Origin of the sequence: Pseudoalteromonas sp. NGC95 (assembly GCF_015864705.1) — a bacterium.
GTDB classification, from domain to species: Bacteria; Pseudomonadota; Gammaproteobacteria; order Enterobacterales; family Alteromonadaceae; genus Pseudoalteromonas; species Pseudoalteromonas arctica.
Map to the genome: position 1 here is coordinate 97,849 of NZ_JADYWR010000009.1, position 12,851 is coordinate 110,699.

General features: G+C 38.8%; 12 protein-coding genes and 1 other annotated feature. Of the genes, 2 read left to right on the forward strand and 10 right to left on the reverse strand.

The window, feature by feature from the left end; genetic code table 11:
- Positions 1-44: 44 nt before the first annotated feature.
- The 3 genes from I6E70_RS10315 to I6E70_RS10325 are packed head-to-tail and all read right to left on the reverse strand — an operon-like array spanning position 45 to position 2,715.
- Positions 45-704, reverse strand: coding sequence for a GAF domain-containing protein (locus I6E70_RS10315; RefSeq protein ID WP_024593588.1), 660 nt, complete (start codon positions 702-704; stop codon positions 45-47).
- A gap of 56 nt (positions 705-760) precedes the next feature.
- A complete protein-coding gene (locus I6E70_RS10320) occupies positions 761-2,410 on the reverse strand; it encodes a SpoIIE family protein phosphatase (RefSeq protein ID WP_197188648.1) in 1,650 nt (549 codons plus the stop codon).
- Positions 2,410-2,715, reverse strand: a complete 306-nt coding sequence (locus I6E70_RS10325; RefSeq protein WP_002962948.1) for an STAS domain-containing protein — start codon at positions 2,713-2,715, stop codon at positions 2,410-2,412. Before I6E70_RS10325 ends, I6E70_RS10320 begins: the two co-directional genes overlap by 1 nt.
- Positions 2,716-2,850: 135 nt before the next feature.
- Between I6E70_RS10325 and I6E70_RS10330 the strand changes: the two genes are divergently transcribed.
- Positions 2,851-3,180, forward strand: coding sequence for a translation initiation factor (locus tag I6E70_RS10330; protein WP_007581414.1), 330 nt, complete (start codon positions 2,851-2,853; stop codon positions 3,178-3,180).
- Between the two features lie 12 nt (positions 3,181-3,192).
- Here I6E70_RS10330 and I6E70_RS10335 read toward each other — a convergent pair whose 3' ends face one another.
- Complete coding sequence (locus I6E70_RS10335) at positions 3,193-6,207, reverse strand: bifunctional diguanylate cyclase/phosphodiesterase (protein WP_021032079.1); 3,015 nt, start codon at positions 6,205-6,207, stop codon at positions 3,193-3,195.
- 192 nt (positions 6,208-6,399) lie between these two features.
- Positions 6,400-6,517: a sequence feature (Phe leader region), on the forward strand.
- 44 nt (positions 6,518-6,561) lie between these two features.
- Between I6E70_RS10335 and I6E70_RS10340 the strand changes: the two genes are divergently transcribed.
- Positions 6,562-7,719, forward strand: coding sequence for a chorismate mutase (locus I6E70_RS10340; RefSeq protein ID WP_007581410.1), 1,158 nt, complete (start codon positions 6,562-6,564; stop codon positions 7,717-7,719).
- A gap of 127 nt (positions 7,720-7,846) precedes the next feature.
- Here I6E70_RS10340 and tyrA read toward each other — a convergent pair whose 3' ends face one another.
- The 6 genes from tyrA to ffh all read right to left on the reverse strand — a co-directional run bounded on the left by tyrA (position 7,847) and on the right by ffh (position 12,832).
- A complete protein-coding gene (gene tyrA, locus I6E70_RS10345; protein WP_010554632.1) occupies positions 7,847-8,980 on the reverse strand; it encodes a bifunctional chorismate mutase/prephenate dehydrogenase in 1,134 nt (377 codons plus the stop codon).
- Positions 8,981-9,229: 249 nt separating this feature from the next.
- Positions 9,230-9,589, reverse strand: a complete 360-nt coding sequence (gene rplS, locus I6E70_RS10350) for a 50S ribosomal protein L19 (RefSeq protein ID WP_007378355.1) — start codon at positions 9,587-9,589, stop codon at positions 9,230-9,232.
- 33 nt (positions 9,590-9,622) lie between these two features.
- Complete coding sequence (gene trmD / locus I6E70_RS10355) at positions 9,623-10,390, reverse strand: tRNA (guanosine(37)-N1)-methyltransferase TrmD (protein WP_007581405.1); 768 nt, start codon at positions 10,388-10,390, stop codon at positions 9,623-9,625.
- A complete protein-coding gene (rimM, locus tag I6E70_RS10360; RefSeq protein WP_010554631.1) occupies positions 10,390-10,926 on the reverse strand; it encodes a ribosome maturation factor RimM in 537 nt (178 codons plus the stop codon). The genes trmD and rimM overlap by 1 nt, the downstream gene beginning before the upstream one ends.
- Before the next feature lie 17 nt (positions 10,927-10,943).
- Positions 10,944-11,192 carry a 30S ribosomal protein S16 gene (gene rpsP, locus I6E70_RS10365; RefSeq protein WP_002962192.1) on the reverse strand — a complete coding sequence of 83 codons (249 nt, stop codon included), beginning with the start codon at positions 11,190-11,192 and terminating at the stop codon, positions 10,944-10,946.
- A 260-nt stretch (positions 11,193-11,452) separates the two neighbouring features.
- Positions 11,453-12,832, reverse strand: a complete 1,380-nt coding sequence (gene ffh, locus I6E70_RS10370; RefSeq protein ID WP_007581399.1) for a signal recognition particle protein — start codon at positions 12,830-12,832, stop codon at positions 11,453-11,455.
- Between the last annotated feature and the right edge of the window lie 19 nt (positions 12,833-12,851).

The following is a 12,851-nucleotide window of genomic DNA, read 5'->3' on the forward strand; positions in this document are numbered from 1 at the left end:
AAGTTAAGCTTAACATAAAAGCACATCATATTGACTAGCGTTATTTACACTAGAAAGTGAGGAATTTTAATACAACATGCAATTAAAACGGCAAGTGTCTTTTCATCAAAAAAATCATTTTTAAAGGCTTCTGCATCTACAATACCAACGCATTCATTTTGTGCATTAAATAAAGGTAGGCAGGTTTCTGATTTAACTTTAGGATCGCATGTGTAGTATTCACCACCTTGTGATAAATACGCCTCAACGTTATTAATAATGCGGCCCTTGTGAGATAGCGCAACCTGTACGTTGTTACTGCCAGCCGCAAATGCTTGCGTTAAAGGAAACAACGGACGACTAGGCGCTCCATGATAAGCCAATTTTAATAGTTGATTACCTTCAGGGGTATTAGTTGATTGATAAATACCATACCAATCAACGCCCGTTTGCTGCTCAATGTAGCTTACAATACTTTGTAAAGTAGCCAGCTTAAACTGTGTTTGCTCATCATTTTTAATATAGTCAGTTAATTTGAATGGCTCATCTTGTAAGTAACCAAATAAACTACATGCACCGCCCTCGCCAAGCTCAGGTATTTGATACTCCCAACACACATCAGGCAAAGCAGTGTTTGCTAAATGTAGATCAAGCTTTTCAAGCTCTGTTGAAATCAAAGCTGGATTAGCACTAAGTTGTGCTTGTTTTAAGTAAGAAGAAATCATTTGGCCATCCATACATCTAAAGTTTCGAGAATAATAGCATGGATATTTTTACAGAGCTAGCTCAACTTGTAGCACATTTCAACTTGGTTACCACTGGCGTTATAAGTGACTTTTTCGGCTATTTCTTCTAATAAAGACACCCCTCTGCCAAATTCGTTATTAGCCTTTGCCAACTCATCGTGCTTACTACTAAACCCTCGACCTGAATCACAAATAATAAAGTATAGACTGAGCGTGTCGGGGCAATAGCGCATATCAATAATAATCATGGCATCTGTAAGTTTAGCAAGGGCTGCCTCTCTCAACTCGTAATATCGAAAAAAGCCGTCCTCTTGTTTTTTAATTTCTGAGTTAAGTCCTAATACACCATGATCAAGCGCATTGTTATAAGCCTCAGACAACAGTAAAAATATATTAGAGCGATGAGTATTTAGCCCCTCAACACTACTTAAAATATTAACGACGTCGTAAACGGGGTCTGTTTTTTTTATTTGCTCTGAGTTTAAGCTCAAAGACAAATTAAAAGCTAAAGTAGAAAATGCTTCTCGCTCTTGTTCCACGGGAATTAAAGGCAGGCAGTTTAGTAAAACAATGCTTAAATCGTCTTGCTGCTTAGTACCATCTGCAAACTTAGTAACATTTGCAACTATGTCTTCACTACTAATCATCGATTTACTTTTTAAGGTTTGTAAAAAACGCTCTTCCCCAAAAAATATATCCTCTTTGTTTGCTGTTTCTATAATACCGTCGGTTGCTAATACTAGGCGTGTATTACTATTTGTTTCAAAATGAATAACTTCATATTCAAATTCTTGTTCATCTAAAATCCCCAGCGCCATATGCTGCGATTCTAATGTTTGTTTTACATTACCGTCTTTATCTATTAGATACGCATCGGGTAAGCCGCCCATCCATGCAGAAATACTTTTACCTGATGCACTAAGCTCTATAATGGTTGCAGCACAGAACATATGCCCAGGTAGTAGGTTGTACAGTAGTGTATTTAGCTCACAGGCAATATCGTTAACCGCCATGCCTTTTTGTACCATAGTATAAAACACACGAGAAACCGGCAACGCACCAATAGCAGCAGCTAGGCCGTGCCCAGTAAAATCGCCCAGCATGCAGTACAAATTACCAATTGGGCTTTGCGCAACCAAAAACATGTCACCATTAAACATAGATGCGGGTGATAAATTAAAATCTAAGTACTCTTTAAATTTCCCTTGGTTTTCTAGTGAGTTATTAAAAATATGCTCAATTATTTCGTGTTCACGTTCAATTTGGTTGTGATGATATTCAAGTAGTTTCTTTTGTTGGTTTGCTTTTTTACTCAGCTCTCTGGTGCGAATATGTGCTTTAATTTTTGCATGCAGAATAACTTTTTCAAATGGTTTATGAATAAAGTCATCGCCACCCACTTCGAGGCACCGCTCAAAACTTGCTTGATCTTCTAAGGAGGTTATAAAAATAATCGGTAAGTAAACTTCACTATACTGCTGCTTTATTTTTTCAGCAGCTTCAAAACCATCCATTACAGGCATTAAAACATCAAGTAAAACAACGTCTATTTGCTCTCTTTTAAGTACATTAAGTGCATCTAGCCCGTTATAAGCCACTGATATTTTATAACCCTCTTGCTCAAGCATTTTACTTAGTAAAATGCGATTGAGCGCCTGATCATCCACAATTAACACATGTATCATTAGCTAATATCAAACTTTTTATCAAAACGTGAAATTTGTAGAATTTTTCTAAGCTGAGGTTGGCAATTGCTTATTTCAATAGTTTTCACTTGGCTATCAATTGTTTTTTTCATGTTAAGTAACATGCCAAGTGCTGAGCTATCCATGTAGTCAGTCTCTCTTAAATCGATAATAACCTTTACTGTTTTTTCGCTCATTTGAGCATAAGCTTGGCGAAAAGATTGCACTAAATTAAAGTCAAATTTACCTTTGATTTGTATTGTTAATGTAGTGCCATCGACTGATTCATTCTTAGTTAAACTCATATTAAACTCCAATAATATTTCCTTTGAACTAAATATAACCTGTTAAAAGTATTTAGCAAAAAGAAAAACACACAACTTCAAATTTGCTATCATTTACGCCAATATTTAATTAATTTTTATCCATAAAGGTAAGGTATGAGTGATAGTCACTTAGTATATTCAACAAGTACGGGTCGCATTGACCAGCCAAAACCAGAAAAAGAGTTAGAAGCTAAGCTTTTTAAAGATGGTTTTATTCGCATTGAGCGTCAAACAAAAGGACGTAAAGGCAAAGGCGTAATGTTAGTTGTAGGCATTGATCCAAAAGATCATGATTTAAAAAAGTTAGCTAAAACTATAAAAAGCAAAATGGGCCAAGGCGGCGCAGTAAAAGAAGGCATTATTGAAGTGCAAGGTGATGACCGCGATAAACTAAAAGCCATTTTAGAAGCGTTAAAATTTAAAGTTAAAATTGCGGGTGGTTAACCCGCAATTTTATTAGCTACTTACTTCGCTATTTGAGAGTTCATTTAACCTTTCATACAATTTTGGTAGTTCGTGCTCAGCAATTGGTTTACTAAAATAATAGCCTTGTACAATGAAACAATTATTATTTTGTAAAAACTGCATCTGCTCTATTGTCTCAACCCCTTCTGCGACCACGTCTAGCTTTAACTTTTGCGCCATGGCAATAATAGCGGCAGTGATTTCCATATCATTTGTATCCTCAGGGATATCTTTTACAAATGAACGGTCAATTTTCAATATATCAACCGGGAATCGTTTTAAGTAACTGAGTGACGAATAGCCAGTACCAAAATCATCAATAGAAATAGATATACCTAAGGCTTTAAGCTCGTGGAGTTGTGTAATTGCAGCTTCTACATTTCCCATTAGCATACTTTCAGTCAGCTCTAAGTGAAGGCGCTTAGCCGAAACACCCGTCCTAATTATCATTTTACTCAGTGTTGAGACTAAGCTTGAGTCTTTGAACTGGCGAGCCGATAAGTTTATCGATATATTATTTTCTAAGCCTTGCTTTGTTAATCTTACGGCAAAATCACAAGACTCTTGAAGCACCCATTCGCCTAATTCAACTATAAGGCCTGTCGCTTCTGCAATAGGAATAAATTTATCTGGAGGGATTGCGCCTTCAGTTGGGTGGAACCATCTTAATAACGCTTCATAGCCAATGACCTGATGAGTACGACTATCAACTTGAGGTTGGTAGTAAACTACAAACTGTTTTTCTTTTAGTCCTATACGTAGCTCATTTTCAATAAATAAACGCTCATTAGCAGCTGCGTTCAATTCTTGGCTATAAAAATGGAATGTATTACGCCCTTTTGCTTTTGCCTCATACATTGCTAAGTCAGCATGTTTTAATAACTGATCCTCTTCTAGGCTATCGTACGGAGCCATTGTAATACCAATACTCGCGCTCACAATAACTTCATTACTACCTAGTTTTATAGGCACATTCAGTGTTTTTTGAATTGTATTGGCAACATCAGTCGCGTGAGCTTGGCTTTCTATACCACTGAGTAATACTGCAAATTCATCACCACCTAAGCGCGCTATGGTGTCCTCGGCTCGTAAACGTTTTTTAAGTCTGTTTGCCACTTCAATTAATAATTGATCGCCGGCATCGTGGCCTAATGTATCGTTAATACGTTTAAATTCGTCTAAATCAAAGTAAAACAAAGCAAATGCATAATGCCCGCGTTCTGCTAATGCCATTGATTTACGCAATTGCATCCTAAAAAATGTTCTGTTGGCAAGGCCCGTAAGGGTGTCAAAGTAAGCAAGCTGCTCCATTTTACGCTGGCTTTCTTTTACAAACGAAATATCTTGTGCAGATGCTACATAGCTGGTTATTTCACCGCCCTCTTCACGAATTGGCGAAACACTTAAAGACACCCAAATTGGCTCTTTATTCAAGCCTTGAATTAATGTATCACCGCGCCAGTAATTACGGCTGCGTAAATCTATGTCTATATCTTCAACTAAAATAGACATTTCTGAGGCAATAATATTAAGTAATGGTGCTCTATTAAAATGACTTTCTGGGTAGCCTGTCATTTCGAGCATTTTTGGATTTACGTATTCAATTACAAAATTCTCATCGGTGATCACAACGCCAGTGCCCGAGAATGCTACCGCTTTAGATAAACGGTTAGCTGCTTTTTCAGCAATTTCTTTTTCTGTAATTCTCTGGTTTAAGCCATCGATAAGTTTGCGAATTTCTACCGTCATGTCTCTAAATGAGCCATTAAGCGTGCCAATTTCGTCTTTGTTTTCTGGTGGAAATTCTGTAGTTAATTGACCTTTGCCAAAACTTGTAACTGCATAAACCAAAGTATGTAAACGGCGAAGGACTAGTTGATAAAGCGCTTGATGCAGCAATAAGGCAACTAATATTGCGTATAAAATAAAGAGACCAAAAAACTTCAGTTTTAAATCTTGTAATGCAGATAACGTCGATGAACGCTTTTTATATACCCCTATGTACCAATCTAAGTCATCAATCTTACGAATATTGATAATATGAGCTTCGTCATTTTTTTCAAACGAATTTGCGTATTCAGGTAATTTCACCGCAATTACATCATCAATAATCGACTGCAGCGCTGGGTTTACAAATTCGTTAGTAGCGAGTGCTTTATTATCACTACCATAGTCGGCTAGTAAGGTCGGATTTAAGTCTGGGTGTGCTAACAATTGCCCTTTACTATCAAACACAAGTAGGTGTTTTTCTTTATCACCAACAGGTAAAAACGAAATAAGTTTGTTGAGGGAAATATCGCTCCCTGTCACACCTAAAAACTCATTATCGACATAAACTGGCACTAGTAAGCTAATAACCCATTTGCGCCATACTGTATCGTAATAGACTTTTGACCATGCAGGCTCTCTTACTGTTTCAAGCGTGCTTTTAATCGATTTATAAGTTGAGCCATTCGTTGCTCTAAAGTCGGCAGGTGCGTTTAATGCCCAATTAGGGGGAGAAACACGAATAAAATCATCATCTGTTATTAAATAAAAGTTAAAAAAGTCGTGTACCAGTGTAGGAGAAATTATGCGCCACAGCATCTCAGAATCATTAAATAGGCGTTTATAAAAAGGAGAGTAATTTTGCTGTGGTAAAAATGCTGCTGATAAACCATCAGCAGAGGCACTTCGAATTGTACCGTCACTATTAAATTGTAACTGTGATTTATTGCTTAAATTAATTGGTGAATTGGGTTGAAAAAGTTGTTGTGTTACTACGTTATTAGCTTGCTGAGCAATATTTACTTTTGTTTTAATGCGCTCATTAAATTGCTTCACTAATAAATCTGTCGAGCTTTTTAAAACTTCGTGTTCTTCAAAAACGAGTTGTTTCTCTTCAGATTTAAGCATTAAGGCAGCCGCACATACCCCAGCTATTAAGCAAATAGCGGATATGAGTAGCGATAGTTTTACACTTAAAGAATTCAATCCAAAACGCGATGGAGGGCGTCTGTAAACCACGGGTCAACCTTAATTATTAATAATTGTTATTATTTGAACCAGTTAACGAAATATACCAGATCCGCATTCATATTTATAAATTATTTGTAAACTTTCTATAAAAACTAATATGGGGAAATAAATAGTACTCTAAGCTTATTTAGATCTTTATTGACATTGGTAGCAACTCTCCATACATTAACTGCATGAACATATTTATCTCTCGCACTTTTTTTTCATTTTTTAGCTTCTTTATATAGAAGAGGCTTCCCTGTTTGTGAGATAAAATCAATCGAATAGTAAAGCCTCCCAACCGGGAGGCTTTTTTGTTTTTGCTGTGTAATAACAGCCTACTTTTGGAATGAGGATACCAAAATGACAAATGATGTATTAAATGCACTAAGACACGATATAAATGAAATAGACTCCGACTTACTCGTGTTATTAGCTAAACGTCGTCGTATTAGCCACGGTGTGGTTGAGTACAAAATAGCTAACAACAAACCAATTCGCGATGAAGCACGTGAGCTCGCACTTTTAGAGAAACTGATTGGTTATGGTAAATCACTAGGTTTGGATGCTTACTACGTGAATAATGTTTTTCAAACTATTTTGGAAGACTCTGTTTTACACCAACAAGCAATGCTACAAAAAAACCTGAATCCAGATGCCCTTAGTGAAACACACCGTGTAACTTACTTAGGTGGTCAGGGTTCTTATAGCCAACTAGCATGCCATAAATATTTTAGCCGCCGCCCGGGTAAATTAGTTGAAATTGGCTGTACATCGTTTGACGAAATAACAGGTAAAGTAGAAAACGGCCAAGCTGATTTTGGTTTATTACCCATTGAAAACACAAGCTCTGGCAGTATTAACGAGGTGTTTGACTTATTACAGCACGCGCAAGTGTCTATTGTTGGAGAAGTAACTCACAGTGTAGAGCATTGCTTACTCGCCAACCCTGATACTGAACTTAGTCAACTAACAAAAATATTTGCACACCCACAACCATTTGCGCAGTGCAGCCGCTTTTTACAGGGCTTAGGTGATTTACAACACGAAACATGTGACTCAACATCAAGCGCGCTACAATCAGCTCTGAACACACCATACAGTGCTGCAATTGGCTCTGCACAAGCGGGGAAAAACGTCGGGCTTGAGGTTATTAAATCAAACCTAGCTAATCAAAGCGAAAACCATAGCCGCTTTATTGTTGTTGCACGTAAGCCTCTACAAGTGTCTAACCAAATACCAACTAAAACTAGTTTGATCATGTCGACAAAACAACAAGCGGGCTCACTAGCCGATGCGTTAATGATTTTTAAGCAGCATAAGATTAATTTAGTAAAACTTGAATCTCGCCCTACTCCGGGCAATCCGTGGGAAGAAGTTTTTTATGTTGACCTAGAAGCAAACTTAGCTGAAAGCCAAGTAAAAGAAGCGCTAGAGGAACTTAAAGAGCACACCCAATATGTACGTATTTTAGGATGCTACCAAAGCGAGTCACTACAGGCAGTAAGCGTTAATACTTAATAAGCAATTTTACAAATCAAAAAGGGCCGATATCGGCCCTTTTTCGTTAACTAGTACCAGTCTGCATAAATATTTTAGCAATTTAACGAATTAAATCCCCATACTTAAGCAAACGGTATAACAAATATTAATCTAAAACTTTTGAATCATTCGCTTTATTTAATAAGCTTCTGCTTTGCGTTAAAAAGTGTTCTGTCGAGTCAGAAAAGTAAACTTTAGCCTCAGCAAAAGAATCAATAAGCGCTGCTTTATCTCCCGCTTTTAATTTTGCTAACGTACTTGCGAAGGTATCTTGGTACTGTGCAAGTAAGGTTTCTACATCATCGAATTGTGCTAGCATAATATCTGAGTAGAGCTCAGGCGACTGCGCAAATAAACGCCCTACCATCATCAGTTCTAATTGATATATAGGTGACGAGCAGCTACGTAATTCTTCTAGTGTATGACTTTGTTTTGCTAGAAATTGTCCGTACACAAATGTCGTTAAATGGCGCATTACCTGAATAATTTGCATTGCTTCATCATGCTTTTTAGCATCAAGCTCAACAAGCTGACAACCCCATACTTGTAACTGCTGTAACAAACCTTTTGCCGCTTGGTGTTCTCGCCCTTCACATACAACAACTGTTTGTTTTACCCAGTGTGATATATCAGGCCCAAACATAGGATGTAAACCAACCACAGGGCCACTGTGCGCAGCTTTTAGTGCTTTAATAGGCGATTGCTTTACCGATGTAATATCAACTAGTAAACAGTCTTCATCTAGTTTAGGTAACTTAGCAACGACAGCGTCCAATGCATTAATAGGTACGCTAATCATTACCAGCTTGGCACCTTTTAAAATACTTTTAGCATCGTTTTGCTGATCTTTATCTAAGATTTTAACTTCGTAACCTGAGCGAATAAACTGCTGTGCAAATAACTGGCCCATGGCGCCTTGACCACCCACAATTACAATTGGCGAAAGCTCTGGCGCTGCGCATGCAAGTTTTGCTTGTTGGTTTTGATAGGCTTCTCGCATCATACGTCTTAGTATATCTTCAACGAGATCTGGGCTTACATTTTGATTTATTGCTTCTTGTCGTCTTGCCGCTAATAGCTCTGCTTCACGGGCAGGTGCATGTAAAGGTGCGCCTGTTTGTTGTTTTATCTCACCAATTTTTTGCGTAATACCATTACGTTTAGCGAGTAAGGCAACAAGTTGTGCATCGCATTCATCTATACCTTCTCTTAGCTGTGCTAAATCACTTATGTCAGCCACGTTCGTCCCACCTTAAAAAACCAAATAACGTAAATATAAATTTACATAAAAGTAAACTAATCAATACGATAAATACTAACAGGATCAGCTAACTGAGAAAAGGCTAAAGCGGAAATTTTACTAATGAGGAATTGAGAATTGAGAATTGAGAATTGAGAATTGAGAATTGAGAAAATAATATTCTAAAACCAAAACGGGTTGCAACCCGAAGGATGCAACCCGTTTTTTTGCGTTGATAAACAGCGCGTATTAGTTAAGTTTTTCTCTAATACGTGCAGATTTACCAGAACGCTCACGTAGATAGTAAAGCTTAGCACGGCGAACTGCACCGCGACGCTTAACTGTTACGCTATCAATAAGAGGGCTGTGCGTTTGGAATACACGCTCAACGCCTTCACCGTTCGAGATTTTACGAACTGTGAATGCTGAGTGAAGACCACGATTACGCTTAGCGATTACAACACCTTCAAAGGCCTGTAGACGCTCTTTAGCACCTTCTTTTACTTTTACCTGTACAACCACTGTATCACCAGGGCCAAATGTAGGTACGTCTGTTTTAAGCTGCTCATCTTCAAGCGCTTTAATAATATTTTGGTTTACTTTTGCCATTATGTTTCTCACTTTCCTAGGTGTAACTGTCTTCTAGCCACAAGCTTTTTGGTACTCTTGCTGAAATTTCGCGAGTAATACCGCTTGCTCCTCAGTCAGAGCTAGGTTATGCAACAAGTCAGGACGTCGTAACCAAGTTCTGCCTAATGACTGCATAAGCCGCCATTTTGCTATCTCTTGGTGGTTACCACTGAGTAATACAGCAGGAACCTGTTTGTCGTCCAATGTTTCTGGTCGTGTATAGTGTGGACAATCTAACAAGCCATCCGAAAACGAATCTTGTTCTGCTGACTGATTATGACCTAACACACCTGGCACTAATCGCGCTACTGCGTCAATTAATGTCATGGCAGGTAGTTCACCACCACTCAAAATAAAATCACCAATTGACCATTCTTCGTCAACATATGATTCTATTATTCTCTCATCTATACCTTCATAGCGACCGGCAATCAAAATCAGTTTTTTAGAGTTAGCGAGTTCGCTAGCACCTTGCTGATCAAGTTTGCGCCCTTGCGGGGACATATAAATTACTTTAGCACCATCACCAGCTGCTTTTTTAGCTTCGGCAATCGCTTTTTTTAATGGCTCAACCATCATTAACATACCAGGTCCGCCCCCGTAAGGACGGTCATCTACGGTTCTATGCTTATCTAAAGCGTAGTCTCGCGGATTCCAGCAGTTAAAATCAATTAAGCCATTTTTTACTGCGCGACCGGTAACACCTTGGTCTGTAATAGCGTCAAACATGTCTGGAAAAAGGCTTATCACCCCTACCCATAATGAACTAGTTTGCGTCATTAAAAACCAGGATCCCAGTCTACGGTAATTTCTCTTGCGTCGTATTTAACTTCTTTAATAACTGAATCAGTTAAAAAAGGAATCAAACGCTCAGCTTGACCAAATGCGTCTTTACTGTTTGCTTTAACAACCAGTACGTCATTTGATCCTGTCTCCATCAGGTCATCAACAATGCCTAAGCTATAACCTTTATCGGTTACAACAGACATGCCAATGAGATCTCGCCAATAGAACTCACCTTGCGGGAGTTCTGGTAAATGCGCTGCATCCATTGAGATTTCAGCATGGGTATAAGCCATTGCTTCGTCTCGGTCGTTTACCTGCGCAAATTTAGCGATAAAGCCTTTGTTGTGGCGACGCCAGTCGACCACTTCTAAGGACTGCCATTTACCTTGCTGCCCTATCAACCACGGGCTGAAATCGAAGATCCCTACGGGATCATCAGTAAATGAATGTACCTTAAGCCAGCCCTTTATACCATATGGGGCACCGAGCTTTCCTACGACAATTATTGATGAGGTGTTCTCTTGACTCATGGTTACACTTACGCCTATTAAGCCGCTTTACGAGCGTCTTTTACTAACTTAGCTACGCGATCTGAAAGAGATGCGCCCTGACCTACCCAGTGTTCAACACGTGGTAAATCTAAACGAATTTTTTCTTCTTGACCTGAAGCAATTGGGTTAAAAAAGCCTACTTTCTCGATGAAGCGACCGTCACGCGAGAAACGGCTATCCGCAACCACAATTTGATAGAAAGGGCGTTTTTTAGCGCCACCACGTTGCAAACGAATAGTTACCATACCGTCCTCTATAAAGATTGACTGTTTTCATTAATAAGATTTACTCCCCAGAATGGGGAGCTGGGGAATTGTACGAGTTTTTGGCAATAACGCAAGTAAGAAGTGAACCAAAAAGGCAGTTTAGTAGGTTAAACCGTGATCTCAACGACAAATAAGAGTTAAAGGTGTATTACATGCATAATTTATTCAACAAAAAAGGAGCTATTTGCTCCTTTAAATATGATTCGCTATTATTTTAAAAAGTAACTTAATGGTACTTTTTAAAATTTAGGACCGCCGCCGCCCATCATTCCAGGTGGTAACATGCCTTTCATACCGCGCATCATTTTAGTCATGCCGCCTTTACCTTTCATTTTTTTCATCATTTTTTGCATTTGCGTAAACTGCTTAAGCAACTTATTAATCTCTTGCACTTGTGTACCAGAGCCAGCTGCTATGCGTTTTTTACGCGAACCTTTAATGATTTCTGGGCGCGCACGCTCTTTTTTAGTCATAGAGCTAATAATAGCTTCCATTTGGATAAATGTTTTATCACCCATTTGACCTTTAACAGCATCTGGTAAGTTAGACATACCAGGGAGCTTATCAAGCATTGACATCATGCCACCCATGCTTTTCATTTGCTTTAATTGGTCAGCAAAATCATCAAGAGTAAAACCTGCGCCTTTAAATACTTTTTCAGCAACTCTAGCAGCTTGCTCTTTATCTACTTTCATCTCGACTTCTTCGATTAATGAAAGTACGTCACCCATACCTAAAATACGCGACGCTATACGGTCTGGGTGGAAAGGTTCAAGTGCGTCAGTGCGCTCACCCACACCCATAAACTTAATAGGCTTGCCAGTGATGTGACGAATAGATAAAGCAGCACCACCACGCGCATCACCATCGGTTTTTGTTAATATAACACCGGTAAGTGGTAATGCTTCGTCGAATGCTTTAGCTGTATTCGCCGCATCTTGACCTGTCATTGCATCAACAACGAACAAGGTTTCAATTGGATTGATTGCTTTATGAAGATCTTTAATTTCATCCATCATGTTGCTATCAACATGTAGACGACCTGCAGTATCAACAAGTACTACATCTATAAATTTCTTCTTAGCATGAGAAATTGCAGCGGTTGCAATATCAACTGGCTTTTGCGAAATATCACTTGGGAAGAAATCAACATCAACTTCTGCTGCAAGCGTTTCTAGCTGTTTAATAGCCGCAGGGCGATAAACATCGGCACTTACTACAAGTACTGATTTCTTTTTTCGCTCTTTTAAAAACTTAGCAAGCTTAGCTACACTGGTGGTTTTACCCGCACCTTGTAGACCCGCTACCATTACAACGGCTGGCGGTTGCGCATTTAGACTTAGCTCTTCATTAGCCTCGCCCATTGCTTTTTCTAGTTCTTCACGCACTATTTTTATAAATACTTGGCCTGGGCTTAAGCTTTTTGTAACTTCAACCCCAACTGCACGTTCTTTAACTTGTTTTACAAAGTCGCGAACAACAGGCAATGCCACATCGGCTTCTAAAAATGCCATACGCACTTCGCGAAGTGTGTCTTTTATGTTGTCTTCCGTCAGACGGCCGCGGCCACTGATATTTTTTAAGGTTTTACCTAATCGTTCTTGGAGGTTCTCAAACATGTAACGGTTCCGATAAGAC